Source organism: Streptomyces sp. NPDC048352 (assembly GCF_040651895.1).
GTDB lineage: Bacteria > Actinomycetota > Actinomycetes > Streptomycetales > Streptomycetaceae > Streptomyces.
On the sequence record NZ_JBEZKZ010000003.1, the window covers coordinates 148750 to 163306 of the forward strand.

At 73.1% G+C, this 14557-nt stretch carries 10 protein-coding genes; 2 read left to right on the forward strand and 8 right to left on the reverse strand.

Annotated elements, in window-relative coordinates; genetic code table 11:
* Positions 1-58: 58 nt before the first annotated feature.
* Positions 59-1471, reverse strand: coding sequence for a proline--tRNA ligase (proS, locus tag AB0D45_RS03175; protein WP_362455037.1), 1413 nt, complete (start codon positions 1469-1471; stop codon positions 59-61).
* Positions 1472-1602: 131 nt separating this feature from the next.
* Between proS and AB0D45_RS03180 the strand changes: the two genes are divergently transcribed.
* The gene (locus AB0D45_RS03180) at positions 1603-2283 is read left to right on the forward strand and encodes a methyltransferase type 11 (RefSeq protein ID WP_362455038.1); all 681 of its coding nucleotides are present in this window, start codon (positions 1603-1605) and stop codon (positions 2281-2283) included.
* Between the two features lie 73 nt (positions 2284-2356).
* On the opposite strand, the gene ftsH is transcribed toward AB0D45_RS03180, so the two are convergent.
* From ftsH to AB0D45_RS03210, 6 genes are all read right to left on the reverse strand, one after another.
* Entirely contained in the window at positions 2357-4315 is a 1959-nt protein-coding gene (gene ftsH / locus AB0D45_RS03185; protein WP_362455039.1) for an ATP-dependent zinc metalloprotease FtsH, read from the reverse strand.
* 80 nt (positions 4316-4395) lie between these two features.
* On the reverse strand, positions 4396-5970 hold the full coding sequence (gene ffh, locus AB0D45_RS03190; protein ID WP_361609185.1) for a signal recognition particle protein: 1575 nt from the start codon (positions 5968-5970) through the stop codon (positions 4396-4398).
* Between the two features lie 252 nt (positions 5971-6222).
* Positions 6223-8655: a [protein-PII] uridylyltransferase gene (locus tag AB0D45_RS03195; RefSeq protein ID WP_362455040.1), complete on the reverse strand. Its 2433-nt coding sequence runs from the start codon at positions 8653-8655 to the stop codon at positions 6223-6225.
* A gap of 17 nt (positions 8656-8672) precedes the next feature.
* On the reverse strand, positions 8673-9011 hold the full coding sequence (locus AB0D45_RS03200; protein WP_361610247.1) for a P-II family nitrogen regulator: 339 nt from the start codon (positions 9009-9011) through the stop codon (positions 8673-8675).
* Complete coding sequence (locus AB0D45_RS03205; protein WP_361610246.1) at positions 9008-10354, reverse strand: ammonium transporter; 1347 nt, start codon at positions 10352-10354, stop codon at positions 9008-9010. The genes AB0D45_RS03200 and AB0D45_RS03205 overlap by 4 nt, the downstream gene beginning before the upstream one ends.
* Positions 10355-10616: 262 nt before the next feature.
* Positions 10617-12053 (reverse strand): hypothetical protein, encoded by a 1437-nt coding sequence (locus AB0D45_RS03210; RefSeq protein WP_361610250.1) that lies wholly within the window; start codon positions 12051-12053, stop codon positions 10617-10619.
* 463 nt (positions 12054-12516) lie between these two features.
* Here AB0D45_RS03210 and AB0D45_RS03215 point away from each other — a divergent pair, with 463 nt between their 5' ends.
* Complete coding sequence (locus tag AB0D45_RS03215) at positions 12517-13185, forward strand: bifunctional DNA primase/polymerase (RefSeq protein ID WP_362455041.1); 669 nt, start codon at positions 12517-12519, stop codon at positions 13183-13185.
* Between the two features lie 85 nt (positions 13186-13270).
* Here AB0D45_RS03215 and ftsY read toward each other — a convergent pair whose 3' ends face one another.
* Complete coding sequence (ftsY, locus tag AB0D45_RS03220) at positions 13271-14482, reverse strand: signal recognition particle-docking protein FtsY (RefSeq protein WP_362455042.1); 1212 nt, start codon at positions 14480-14482, stop codon at positions 13271-13273.
* Between the last annotated feature and the right edge of the window lie 75 nt (positions 14483-14557).

The window sequence follows — 14557 nt, forward strand, 5'->3', positions numbered from 1 at the left end:
GACGGCCGACGCCCCCGGCGCGCGGCCGGAGCCGCACGCCAGGGGCGTCCCCGGCCGATCAGTACGAGCGCGCGACGATCGCGAGCGTACCGGGGGCGTCGTCGGCCACCGGGACCGATCCGTCCTCGGCCACCAGGCAGCGTACGGAGACTGCCTGCTCGGCCAGCTTCGCCTCGCCCTCGGGGCCCAGGTCGGCCCAGGGGATCCGCGCCCAGCCGCCGGCGATCGCGGCCTCGGCGGCCTCCTCGAGGGTGGCGACGTCGCTCGTACGGGCCTCACGGCGCTCGCGGGACTCGCGCAGCAGCTGCGCCTGGTCCTCGTCGAGCACCTTGGGCAGCAGGTCGGCGAGCGCCTCGATCTGCACCGGGGTCTTCCCGCCCGGGATCCGGCGCGCCAGCATCGCGGTACCGGCCTCCAGGTCGCGGGGGCCGATCTCGATGCGCACGGGGACGCCCTTGAGCTCCCAGTCCACCGCGCGGCGGCCGAAGGGGGTGTCGACGCGGTCGTCGACCTGGACGCGGATGCCCGCGGCCTTGAGCCGGTCACCGAGCTCGCGGACCTTGGCCACGGCCTCGTCGCCCTTGATCGCCATGACGACGACCTGGACGTGGGCCAGGCGCGGCGGGACGCGCAGGCCGTTGTCGTCGCCGTGGGACATGATCAGGCCGCCGACCATACGGGTCGAGACGCCCCACGAGGTCTGCCAGACGAGCTCCTGCTTGCCTTCCTTCGACAGGTACTGGGTGTTGAAGGCCTTGGCGAAGTTGGTGCCGAGCTCGTGGCTCGTGCCCAGCTGGAGGGCCTTGCCGTCGCCCATCATGCCCTCGAGGGTGAGGGTGTTGATGGCGCCGGCGAAGCGCTCCTTGGCGGTCTTGCGGCCGAGCACGACGTCGATGCCGAGCACGTTCGTCATGAAGTCGCCGTAGACGTCGCGGTGGATCCGGGCGGCGTACTCGCGGGCGTCCTCGTACGTGGCGTGGGCGGTGTGGCCCTCCTGCCAGAGGAACTCGCTCGTCCGGAGGAACACGCGGGGGCGCATCTCCCAGCGGACCACGTTCGCCCACTGGTTGATCAGCAGGGGCAGGTCCCGGTAGCTCTGCACCCACTTGGAGAAGTAGTCGTTGATGATCGTCTCGGAGGTGGGCCGGACGACGACCGGCTCCTCCAGCTCCTTGCCGCCGCCGTGGGTGACGACCGCGAGCTCGGGGGCGAAGCCCTCGACGTGCTCGGCTTCCCTCGTCAGGTACGACTGGGGGATGAACAGCGGGAAGTAGGCGTTCTGGGCACCGGCGTCCTTGATGCGGGCGTCCATCTCCTGCTGCATCCGCTCCCACAGGCCGTAGCCGTACGGGCGGATGACCATGGTGCCGCGGACCGGACCGTTGTCGGCCAGCTCGGCCTTGTTGATCAGATCCTGGTACCAGCGGGGGAAATCCTCCGCCTGCGGGGTGAGAACGGGTGCCTTTGCCATGGCGCGAATGGTACGGCGCCGGGCGCTCGATGCGTGAATCGGGTGGCGCGCTCCTCTGGACGCGGGCGCGAATGGGGAGTTCCCTGGCAACGGGGGCAAGGGGGCGAGACGGAATCAGGAGCGCTCTTTCGATGACACCGACGCCGACGGCGACGCTCGTCGCCCGGGACTGGGCGGAGATCCAGGAACGGATGCTGGTACCGCTGTACGAGGCGGTCTACGACCGGCTGGAGATCGGGCCGGGCGACCGGCTGCTGGGCCTCGACTGCGGGGCCGGGCTGGCCCTGCTGCTGGCCGGAGGGCGGGGTGCCTGCGCCACCGGCGTGGAGGCGGATCCGGCCCGCCGGGCGCTGGCCCGCGAGCGGCTGCTGGAGGTGGTGGCGGCTCCCCCGGTGCCCGCCGCGCGGCCCTACGACGTCCTGCTGGCCTTCGAGCCCACCCCGGCCGCCCTGGCCGGGGCCCTGCCGGCGGTCCGGCGGGGCGGCGCGGTGGTGCTGGCCGGCTGGGGTCCGCCGGAGCGCTGCACGGTGCCGGTGGTGCCGGGCGGCGGCCCGGCGGCCCTGGACCTGGACGCGCTGGCGGCGCGGGCGGGGCTGGTGCCCGACGGGTCGGGGCGGGTGTTCTGCCCGTTCGGGTACGCGGACGTGGACAGCGCCGTACGGGGTCTGCTGTCGACCGGGCTGTACGGCGGAGCGGCGGACCCCGGCCAGGCGGAGAAGGAGCTGGCGGAGGCCCTCCACCCGTACGAGCGGACCGACGGGGCGGTCTGGCTGCCGAACATCTTCCGGTACGTCGTCGCCCGGGTGGCCTAGGGGGTGTCGTCGAAGTGGCTCCGGCGGCCCGAGGGCCGGGAGGGGCTTCGACGGCGCGGCCCGGCGCGGCCCGTTATTTCGCGAGCCGCGGGATTCCGGCCGCCGCGTACGCCGCCTGCTCGTCCAGGGTCTCGGCGGCCAGCAGGGCCTCGGCCAGGGCGTCGAGCTTCGGCCGGTGCTCGCGCAGCAGGCGGCAGGCCTCCTCGTAGCATTCGTCGACGATCCGCCGCATCTCGTGGTCGACGGTGTCGAGTGTGGTGGGGGCGGCGGACAGGCCGTACGGGGCCTGCCCGTCGCCCGGGACGGCGGTCAGCTTTCCGACGCGCTCGCTCATGCCCCAGCGGCCGACCATCCCGCGGACGATGTTGGTGACCTGTTCGAGGTCGTTCTCCGCGCCGGTGGTGACCACGCCGTAGACGCTCTGTTCGGCCGCCATGCCGCCGAGCGCGCCGATGATGCGCCCCCGGAGGTACTCCTCCGTGTACGCGTACCGGTCCGCGTCCGGGGTGGAGAGGGTGACGCCGAGCGCCCGGCCGCGGGGCACGATGGTGATCTTGCGGACGGGGTCGGCGCCCGGCTGGAGCATGCCCAGCAGGGCGTGGCCGCTCTCGTGGTAGGCGGTGCGGCGGCGTTCCTCGAGCGGCATCACCAGGGGCCGTTCCGCGCCGAGCTGGACCTTCTCCAGGGCGTCGGAGAGGTCCGACTGGGTGACCTCGCGCTGCTTGCGCTTGACGGCCAGCAGCGCGGCCTCGTTGGCCAGGTTGGCCAGTTCGGCCCCGGTCATGCCGGGGGTGGTCCGGGCCACCTGGGCGAGGTCGACGCCGGCGGCGAGGGGGATGTCCCGGGTGTGGATGCGCAGGATGGCCTCGCGTCCGTCCCGGTCGGGCGGGGAGACCACGACGGTGCGGTCGAAGCGGCCGGGCCGGGTCAGCGCGGGGTCGAGGACGTCCGCCCGGTTGGTGGCGGCGAGGACGACCACGCCCTCCGAGCCGGAGAAGCCGTCCATCTCGGTGAGGATCTGGTTGAGGGTCTGTTCGCGCTCGTCGTGGCCGCCCATGCCGGCGCCGCCGCCGCGCACCCGGCCGATGGTGTCGATCTCGTCGATGAAGACGATCGCGGGGGCCACCTTGCGCGCCTCGGTGAACAGCTCCCGGACCCTGGAGGCGCCGACCCCGACGATCATCTCGATGAACTCGGAGGCGGACGCGGAGAAGAACGGCACCCCGGCCTCGCCCGCGACCGCCCGCGCCAGCAGGGTCTTGCCGGTGCCGGGCGGGCCGGCCAGGAGGACGCCGCCGGGCATCCGGGCGCCCATCTCCCGGTACTGCTGCGGGTTCTTCAGGAAGTCGACGACGTCGTTGAGCTCGCCCTCGACCTCGTCGATGCCGGCGACGTCGTCGAAGGTGGTGCGCGGCGCGCCGGCCTCCAGTTCGACGGGCTTGGGCGGCCCGCGGCGGCCCAGCCCGCCCATGCCGCCCATCGCCGAGCCCATCCGGCGGGCGATGAGCAGCCAGAGGGCGACGAGGATCAGCATCGGGGCGAGGGAGATGAGCAGGTTGGCCAGGAAGCTGCGCTGCACGACCACCGGGGAGGCGGTGACGGTGACGCCCTTGGAGGTGAGGCTGGACCACAGCTGGTCGTCGGCGAAGGCGGGGCGCTGGGTGACGAACTTGGTGTAGTCGCCCTTGCCGCCGGGGACGGGCTGCTTGCTCTTCAGCTCGCCCTGGATGGCGTCGCCCTTGGAGTAGATCTTCGAGACGTTGCCGTCGGCGACCTGTCTGCTGAACTCGGTGTACGAGACCGTCGGCTCGTCGCCCTCGTTGTAGAAGGACAGGACGAGGTTGGTCAGCAGGAAGACGATCAGGGCGGCGAGGACCAGCCCGCGCCAGCCTCCGCCGGGCATCCTCCGCTTGGGCGGCGGGGTGGGCGGGGCGCCTTCCGAGCGCCAGGGGGTGTCGGCCCGGTCGCGTGGCGGTACGGGGGTGGGGCTGGGCACCTGGAGCCTCCTTATGCCGTCCTCCCGGCCGACCATAAGCGACAATCCACACCATTGCCCCCGCAGACGCGGAAGGGCCCCGGCCGCCGTGCGGCCGGGGCCCTTCCGTCCCGGGGCTACTTCATGAACTTCTTGAACTCGTCCGGCAGGTCGAAGTCCTGACCCGGCTGGCCGCCGCCGGCGGGGAGGCCGAACGGGTTGCCGTCCGCGGCGGGAGCGCCGGGCTGCGGGCCCTGCTCGCGGCGGGCCGCGGCCGCGGCCTCCTCTTCCTTGCGCTTCATCGGGTTGCCGCTCTTGCGCTTGCCCTTGGCCTGCTTGACCTGCTTCTTCTGCCGGCCGGGGCCGCCGCCCATGCCCGGGATGCCGGGCATGCCGGGCATCCCGCCGCCCTGGGCCATGCGGGACATCATCTTGCGGGCCTCGAAGAAGCGCTCCACGAGCGACTTCACGGCGCTGACCTCGACGCCGGAGCCCTTGGCGATACGGGCGCGGCGGGAGCCGTTGATGATGTGCGGGTCCTGGCGCTCGGCCGGGGTCATCGACTTGATGATCGCGGCGGTGCGGTCGACGTCGCGCTCGTCGATGTTGTTGATCTGTTCCTTGATCTGGCCCATGCCCGGGAGCATGCCGAGGAGCTTGGAGATGGAGCCCATCTTGCGGACCTGCTCCATCTGGGCCAGGAAGTCGTCGAGCGTGAACTCCTTCGGCCCCTTCGCCAGCTTGGCCGCCATCTTCTCGGCCTCGGCCTGGCTGAAGGTCTTCTCGGCCTGCTCGATGAGGGTGAGCATGTCACCCATGTCGAGGATCCGGCCCGCCATGCGGTCGGGGTGGAAGGCGTCGAAGTCGTCGAGCTTCTCGCCGTTCGAGGCGAACATGATCTGCTTGCCGGTGACGTGCGCGATGGACAGCGCGGCACCGCCGCGGGCGTCGCCGTCGAGCTTCGACAGCACGACGCCGTCGAAGCCGACGCCGTCGCGGAAGGCCTCGGCCGTGTTGACCGCGTCCTGGCCGATCATGGCGTCGACGACGAAGAGGATCTCGTCGGGGCTGACGGCGTCGCGGATGTCCGCGGCCTGCTGCATCAGCTCCTGATCGATGCCGAGGCGGCCGGCGGTGTCGACGATGACGATGTCGTGCTGCTTGGTACGGGCGTACTCGACGGAGTCCTTGGCCACCTGGACCGGGTCGCCGACGCCGTTGCCGGGCTGGGGCGCGTAGACCGCGACACCGGCGCGCTCGGCGACGACGCTGAGCTGGTTGACGGCGTTGGGGCGCTGGAGGTCGCAGGCGACGAGGAGCGGGGCGTGGCCCTGCCCCTTCAGCCAGAAGCCGAGCTTTCCGGCGAGGGTGGTCTTACCGGCGCCCTGGAGGCCGGCCAGCATGATCACGGTGGGCGCGGTCTTGGCGAAGCGCAGCCGGCGGGTCTCGCCGCCGAGGATCGAGACCAGCTCGTCGTTGACGATCTTGAGGACCTGCTGGCCGGGGTTCAGCGCCCGGCTGACCTCCTCCCCGCGGGCCCTCTCCTTGACGTTCGCGATGAAGGAGCGGACCACGGGGAGCGCGACGTCGGCTTCGAGGAGGGCGATACGGATTTCCCGCGCCGCAGCGTCGATGTCCTGCTCGGAGAGGCGGCCTTTGCCCCGGAGGGACTTGAAGGTCGCGCTGAGGCGGTCGGAAAGCGTATCGAACACGGTGGTCGCGATTCCTCGGGTCGGGGGCGTGGTGGTCGTCCCCCAGGGTATCCGGCCCCGCCACCCCCCGGGGGCGGGGCCGCCGGCCCGCTGCGCGGAGCGGTCCCCGACCCTCGCTCAAACGCCGCGCGGGCCGGATGTGCACAGCACATCTCAGCCCCGTCGGCGTCTGAGGCGCGGGGGTCCGGGGGCGGGGCCCCCGGGGAACGGGCGAAGGGTGGGTCGGGGATCGACGCCCCGCGCACGCGGCGCCTACGTCAGGGCCGCCTGGACCTGGGCCGCGACCGCGGTGGCCGCCGGAGGCGGAAGGGGTTTGCCGTCGGGGTCGACGACGTACACGGTGTCCACGGCGTTCGCGCCCAGCGTCGACACGTGCGCGCTGCGCACCCGGACCCCGGCCGACTCCAGGGCCCGCCCGATCCGGTGCAGCAGCCCCACCGCGTCGGGGGCCCGCACCTCCAGGACGGTGGCCAGGGAGGAGACCTCCGGGACCACGGTGACCCGGGGCGGCGGCGGGACCACGCCCCGCCGCCGCGGGTACGCGGCCTCGCGGCCGGCGAGCTTGGCCGGGACGTCCAGCGAGCCGTCCAGCGCCCGCACCAGGTCGGTCCGCAGCCGGGCGGCCTGCGGCAGGGCCCCGTACTCCGCCGCCACCCGCCAGCGCAGCACGAGCACCTCTCCGGCCGGCTCCGCGAGCTCCAGGAAGCGCAGGTCGGCTGCCCGCACGGTCAGCCGGTGCAGCGCCAGCACCCCCGCCACGGCCGGGAGGACGCCCGGCTGGTCGGGGACGGCCACGACCAGTTCCACCCCGACGGCGTCGTCCTCCTCCTGGCGGGCGTGCAGCGCGAGCACCGGCTCGCCCGTGCGCAGCGCCTCGACGGACAGGCGTTCCTGCTCGACGGTCGGTATCTGCGGCTCGGTGGCGGCGGGGGCGGTGCCGCGCAGCACGGCGGCGACCCGCCGGACCAGGTCGGCCACCAGCGAGCCCCGCCAGGTGCTCCAGGCGGCCGGCCCGGTGGCCAGGGCGTCCGCCTCGGTCAGGGCGTGCAGGATCTCCAGGGTGGAGAGGGAGCCGACGGCGTCCGCGACCGCCCGCACGGTCGCCGGGTCGTCCAGGTCCCGCCGGGTCGCGGTGTCCACGAGCAGCAGGTGGTGGCGTACGAGCGCCCCCAGCACGGCGACGTCCTGCGCGTCGAAGCCGACCCGCGCGGCCGTGTCCCGCGCGATGGTCTCCCCCACCAGCGAGTGGTCGCCGGGCCAGCCCTTGCCGATGTCGTGCAGCAGGGCCGCCATCAGCAGCAGGTCGGGCCGGCCCACCCGGCGGGCCAGCGCGGAGGCCCGTACCGCCGTCTCGATCAGGTGCCGGTCCACCGTCCAGGTGTGCACGGGGTTGTGCTGGGGGCGGCAGCGCACCCGCTCCCAGTCGGGGAGCAGCCGGCTGATCAGGCCCTCGGCCTCCAGCGCCTCCCAGACCCCCACCATCGGCTCCCCCGCCCCGAGCAGGGTCAGCAGCTGCTCCCGCGCCTCCGCCGGCCACGGCACGGGCAGCGGCCGGGCCTGCGCCGCGAGCCGCCGTACGGCGTGCAGGGAGACGGGCAGGCCCGCCTGCGCGGCCGCGGCCCCGAACCGCAGGGGCAGCACGGGGTCCCGCTCGGGCCGCGCGGCCAGCGCCAGTACGGCCTCCCCGTCGGACTCCACCACCCCTTCGGCCAGCGGTGCCCGTTCGGCTGCGGCCGCCGCGCCCCGGGTCCCCAGCAGTCCGCGCAGCCGCGGCCGGGCGGCCCGGGCGCGCAGCACCCGCCCGACCTCCCGCCAGGTGACGTCGCCGGCGTACGCGACGACCCGGGCGGCCTCGTACACCTCGCGCAGCAGTGCGTCCGCGTCGAGCAGTCCCAGCCGGGCGGCGACCTGGGGCTGTTCCTGGAGCGCGAGACGGTCGGTGGCCCGGCCCGTCACCAGGTGCAGCGCGTCGCGCGCGTCGAGCAGCCGCCGCCGGGCCTCGGCGAGTCCCTCGCGGGGCGCGTCGGCCAGCCAGGACGCGGCGACGGCGCGCAGGGCGGTGGCGTCGCGGAGGCCGCCGCGCGCCTCCTTGAGGTCGGGTTCCAGCAGGAAGCGCAGTTCCCCGGCCCGCTCGGCCCGCTCCCGGCACAGGGCGTGCAGCTGCGGGAGCCGTCTGGCGGCCTGGTTGCGCCAGTCGGCGAGCACCGAGGTGCGCAGGCCCGCGAGCAGTCCGGCGTCACCGGAGACGAGCCGGGCGTCGAGCAGCCCGAGGTGCGCCTTGAGGTCCTCGGCGGCGGTCTTGCGGGCCTCGCCGGGGGTCCGTACGGAGTGGTCCAGGGCCAGGCCGAGGTCCCACACCGGGTACCAGAGGCGGTCGGCCAGCGCGCTCAGCTCGGCGGGCCGTGCCTTGCCGTCGTGCAGCAGCAGCAGGTCGAGGTCGCTGCGCGGGGAGAGGTCCGCGCGTCCGTAGCCGCCGACGGCGACGAGGGCGGCGCCCCGGACGCCGGTCTCCCGCGCGGCCCGCGTGAACTGCGCGTTCAGCCATCGGTCGGTCAGCCCGGACAGGGCGGAACGCCGGGAGGGCCCGGACCGCGACTCCTCCTGGAGGAGTCGCAGCCGGGCCTCGGCGTAGCCGCCGGGTCCGGAGCCGGCCGGGTCCTGCGTGGTCTCTTCGACGCCCGTCACCCGGGAGCTCCCGTCCTCTAGAGCGCGTCGGCGCCGCGCTCGCCGGTGCGGACCCGGACGACCGAGTCCACGGGGACGCTCCACACCTTGCCGTCGCCGATCTTCTCGGTCCGGGCGGCGCTCACGATGACGGAGATCAGCTCTTCGGCCTCCTCGTCCTCGACGAGCACCTCGATGCGGATCTTCGGTACGAGGTCGACGGTGTACTCGGCGCCGCGGTAGACCTCGGTGTGGCCGCGCTGGCGACCGTAGCCGCTGGCCTCGGAGACGGTCAGGCCCTGGACCCCGAAGGCGTGGAGGGCTTCCTTGATCTCGTCCAGCTTGTAGGGCTTGACGATGGCGGTGATCAGCTTCATGCGTCGACCTTCTTGTGCGCGGCGGCTGCGGGGGCGGGTGCGGCGGTGCTCCGTGCGGAGATCCCGCCGCCGGCGCCGCTGAAGTCGTAGGCGGTCTCGGCGTGCTCGACCTGGTCGATGCCGGAGACCTCGACGTCCTCCGCGACCCGCATGCCGATGGTCTTGTCGAGGAGGAAGGCCATGATCGCGGATACGACGAGGGAGTAGGCGAGGACGGAGAAGACCCCGACGGCCTGCTTGCCGAGCTGCTCCAGGCCGCCGCCGTAGAAGAGGCCCTTGGCGTCGGACTGGACGCCGCCGGTGGCGAAGAGGCCGACGAGCAGGGAGCCGGCGATGCCGCCGACCAGGTGGACGCCGACCACGTCGAGGGAGTCGTCGTAGCCGAACTTGTACTTCAGGCCGACGGCCATGGCGCACAGCACACCGGCGATGGCGCCGACGGCGATCGCGCCGAGCGGGCTGACGGAGCCGCCTGCGGGGGTGATGGCGACGAGGCCGGCGACGGCGCCGGAGGCGGCCCCGAGGGTGGTGAAGGAGCCGTGGCGCAGCTTCTCGTAGGCGAGCCAGGCGAGCATCGCGGCGGCGGTGGCGACCTGGGTGTTGACGAACATCACGGCGCCGACGCCGTCGTCGTTGCCGAGCCAGGATCCGGCGTTGAAGCCGAACCAGCCGAACCACAGCAGGCCGGCGCCGAGCATCACCAGGGGGAGGCTGTGGGGGCGCATCGGGTCCTTCTTGAAGCCGACGCGCTTGCCGATGACCAGGATGACGCCGAGGGCGGCGGCGCCCGCGTTGATGTGGACGGCGGTGCCGCCGGCGAAGTCGATGACGCCGAGCTCGAAGAGCCAGCCGCCGGCGCCCCACACCCAGTGGGCGACGGGGAAGTAGACGACGGTGACCCACAGGGCGGTGAAGAGCACCCAGGCGCTGAACTTGACGCGGTCGGCGAGGGCGCCGCTGATCAGGGCGGGGGTGATGACGGCGAACATCAGCTGGAAGACGGCGAAGACGTAGACCGGGATGGTGTAGCCGTCCCACAGCTCGGTGAGGCCGATGCCGCTGAGGCCGACGTAGTCGGAGTTCCAGCCGATCAGCGAGCCGGAGTCGGTGCCGAAGGCGAGGCTGAAGCCGAAGAGCACCCACAGGATCGTGACGATCCCGAGGCTGACGAAGCTCATCATCAGCATGTTGAGGCTGCTCTTGACGCGGACCATGCCTCCGTAGAAGAAGGCGAGTCCCGGGGTCATCAGCATGACCAGGGCGGAGCAGATGAGCATGAACCCGGTGTTCGCGGCAGACAGGGTGGGGGCGTCTGCTGCGAGGGTCGTGATGGCTGATGCCATCGGCGTCTCCTCGTCGTCGGTACGGTCGCGTGCGGGCGATCGTGGGAAACCTGAGCGGCGGCGTAAGGTCTGGCCGGTTATTGGCCATGAGATTCGCGCAGGACGGTTTCCGGCGGCGCCGCTGGGTGTTTCGCGCCGATGACGAAGAGGCCGGGCGTGTTACGCCTCCATGAACCGGTGAGGTACGGGTCCGGTCCGGGTCACGTACGGGTCAGGGGCGGATCGGGCGCGGGTCAGACGGGTGACCGCGCCGGGAGCGGGCTCAGACGGCCTCGGCGGCCTCGGGCAGCCGGGAGGCGAGGAGGTCGGTCAGCCGGACCACCTCGGCGACGTCGCCGTATTCACGGGCGGCGGTGTCGACGGTTTTGCGGAGCCGGTTGTTCACCCGTTCGGAGCGTACCTTTCCCGCCACGTCGAGGGCCTGGCCCACGAGGACGGTGGCCTGTTCGGGCTGGCGCTGGAGCAGGTGGACGGTGGCCATGCCGATGAGGTTCAGGGCGTAGGAGCGCTGGTGCTCCTCGTCCTTGGCGAACAGCTCCACGGCCCGTTCCATGACCGGTTCGGCGAGGGAGGCGTACGTGGGGCTGCGTCCGGCCACGTAGGCGAGGTCGCGGTAGGAGTGGGAGTTCTCGCCGTTGAGCTCGGCCTCGGAGAAGAAGCGGATCCAGTCGGGTTCGGGCTCGCCGTCGAAGCCGACGTCGGAGAAGGTGTCCTCGGCCATGCGCACGGCCCGCTTGCAGCGGCTGGGCTGGCCCATGTTGGCGTAGGCCCGGGCCTCCATCGCGTACAGCATGGCCTGGGTGCGGGGGCCCGCGCAGTCGCGGCTGCCGTACTGGGCGAGGTGGATGAGCTCCAGGGCGTCCTCGGGGCGGCCCAGGTGGATCATCTGGCGGCTCATCCCGGACAGGATGTAGGAGCCCAGCGGCTTGTCGCCGGCCTCCTTCGCGGCGTGCAGCGCGAGGACGAAGTACTTCTGGGCGGTGGGGTGCAGGCCGATGTCGTAGCTCATCCAGCCGGCGAGCTCGGCGAGTTCGGCGGCGACCTTGAAGAGCCGCTTCATGACCGGCCCGGGGTGGTTCTCCTGGAGCAGGTCGGTGACCTCGTGGAGCTGTCCGACGACGGCCTTGCGGCGCAGTCCGCCGCCGCACTGGGCGTCCCACTGGCGGAACATCACGGTGGTGGCTTCGAGGAGGTCGAGCTCCGGCTCGGACAGCCGGGGCGGCCGGTGTCCGCCGAGCGCGCCCGAGGGCCCGGTGTCGGTGCGGGGTCCGAGGTCGGCGGCCGGGGCCGGGACGAGCCAGCGCTGCATCGGCTCGATCAGGGCGGGGCCGGCGGAGAGGGCGAGCGAGGTCCCGAGGAAGCCGCGGCGGGCCAGCATCAGGTCGCTGCGGGAGAACTCGCTGAGCAGTTCCACCGTCTGCGGGCCCGCCCAGGGCAGGTCGACGCCGGAGACGGAGGGGGTCTGGTGGGCGGTGCGCAGGCCCAGCTGTTCGATGGCGACGACGGATCCGAAGCGTTCGGAGAAGAGCTCCGAGAGGATGCGCGGCACGGGCTCGCGGGGCTGTTCGCCGTCGAGCCAGCGGCGTACGCGGGAGGTGTCGGTGCTGATGTGGTGGGCGCCCATCTGGCGGGCCCGGCGGTTTACCTGGCGCGCGAGTTCGCCCTTGGACCAGCCGCTGCGGACGAACCACGAGCTCAGCTGTTCGTTCCGCACAGCGGATTCGCCGCTCGTTCCGCTTGCGCCGTTGCCGCTCACTGGAACGCCCCCATCCGCATCGCCTCTTCACACGAAACCCTGGCCGGGGCGGCCGACGCCGCCGGGGACCTTCACAAGTCCTCCACCGATTGCCTCCGGCATACCCACGGATGGGCCTGCCGTCCGGTTCGTGCACCGAAAGTAATCCTACGATCACCCCGTCGGCGAGGTCGATTCCGGAAACGCCACCATTCGCCACCCCTTTGAATGAACTCGCCGACGGCCAGGCGCGATTCACTTGACACCAAGGCGAAACCACAGTGGTTGGACAGGAGTGCGCTCGGGGCGCGCGCGGCGGGGAGTGCGCCGGGCAGCCTCGGTGGAGGACGCGCCCCGTCCGGCCTCCGACAGGTCTCGCCGAGGTCGTAACCACCGGCGCGTCCGACCCGTTGGAGGGGGCATGGGCATGGGCTTCACGATCGGCGGCAGCCGCAGCACCAAGGAGTTCCGTTCCGGCGTCCGGCGCCGGGGCCGGACCGCGGAGTGCACGACGGTGGCGGAGTACACCGGCATCTGGGGCTGGGACGCGGTCCCCGGAGCCCGTGCCGCCGGCCCGCGGCGCGACTGCTCCTGCGGTCATACGAACTGCGGCGCGCCGGGGGCGCATCCGCTGGACTTCGCTCCGACCGTCCCGGGAGGCGCCACCCTGGACGAGGTCTCCGAGATCTGGGGCGAGTATCCGGGCGCGGCGATCCTGCTCCCGGTCGGCCGCGCCTTCGACGTCATCGAGGTCTCCGCCGAGGCCGGGCGCCGCGCGCTGGTCCGGCTGGAGCGGATGGGCCTGCCGCTGGGGCCCGTGACGGCCACCCCGGACGGCCGGGCGCAGTTCTTCGTCGCCCCGGGCGCCGCCGCCGAGCTGCCGGAGCTGCTGTACCGGATGGGCTGGGACGACGCCGATCTGGACCTGCGCGCCCTGGGCCGCGGCGCCTTCCTGACCGCCCCGCCCTCCGACCACGCGGGCCTCGGCCCGGCCGGCTGGCTGCGCGGGCCCGCGCTGGACAGTGCGGGCAGCCCCCCGCAGGCCCGCCTGCTGCTCGGCACCCTGGCCTACACCTGTCACCGCTTCCGGCGCTGACGGCCCCCGCGCACGGCGGTGCCCCCGGTCCTGACGGATCCGGGGGCACCGTTCTGCGTACGTCCTTCGGGACCGGGCCGGCGGCTCAGTCGCCGATGAGGGCGTCGACGAACGCCTCCGGCTCGAAGGGGGCCAGGTCGTCCGGGCCCTCGCCCAGGCCGACGAGCTTGACCGGGACGCCCAGCTCGCGCTGGACGGCGACGACGATGCCGCCCTTGGCCGTGCCGTCGAGCTTGGTCAGCACGATGCCGGTGATGTCGACGACCTCGGCGAAGACGCGCGCCTGGGTCAGGCCGTTCTGCCCGGTGGTGGCGTCGAGGACCAGCAGGACCTCGTCCAGCGGGCCGTGCTTCTCCACGACGCGCTTGACCTTGCCGAGCTCGTCCATGAGGCCGGTCTTGGTGTGCAGCCGGCCCGCGGTGTCGATGAGCACCACGTCGGCGCCCTCGGCGATGCCCTCCTTGACCGCGTCGTAGGCGATGGAGGCGGGGTCGCCGCCCTCGGGCCCGCGCACGGTGCGCGCCCCGACCCGCTCGCCCCAGGTCTGGAGCTGGTCGGCGGCGGCGGCGCGGAAGGTGTCGGCGGCACCGAGCACCACGCTGCGGCCGTCGGCGACGAGCACGCGGGCGAGCTTGCCGGTGGTGGTGGTCTTGCCGGTGCCGTTGACGCCGACGACCATCACGACGCCGGGGGTGTCCATGCCGCTCTCGGTCTTCACGGCACGGTCGAAGTCGGTGCCGACCAGGGCCAGCAGTTCCTCCTTCAGCAGGGTGCGCAGCTCGGCGGGCGTGCGGGTGCCGAGCACCTTGACCCGCTCGCGGAGCCGCTCCACCAGCTCCTGCGTCGGGGCGACACCGACGTCGGCGATGAGGAGGGTCTCCTCGATCTCCTCCCAGGTGTCCTCGTCGAGGTGCTCGCGCGAGAGCAGCGTGAGCAGCCCCTTGCCGAGCGAGTTCTGCGAACGGGCGAGCCGCGCCCGCAGCCGGACCAGGCGGCCGGCGGTGGGCTCGGGCACCTCGATCTCGGGCGCGGCCGGGACGGCCTCTTCGACGGGGGCCTCGGGGGCCGCTGCCTCCGCCTCGGGGAGCACGACCTCCTCGATGGTCCGGCGCGGCTCTTCGGCCGTCGGCGCGGAGTCCTCCCCCACCTGCGGTTCGGCGGGCGGGGCAGTGATGGTCGGCGTGCTCGGCGGCGCCGTGGGGGGCAGCTGCTTCTTCTTGCGGCTGCTGACCACGAGCCCGCTGATCGCGCCGACCGCGACCAGGGCGATGACTACAGCAAGGATGAGGATTTCCATAACGCTCCCCAGTATCGGCCACGGCGGCCCCGGAGCCCGGACCTCGGCGCCCGTACCGGGCACTAAGCCCCCATT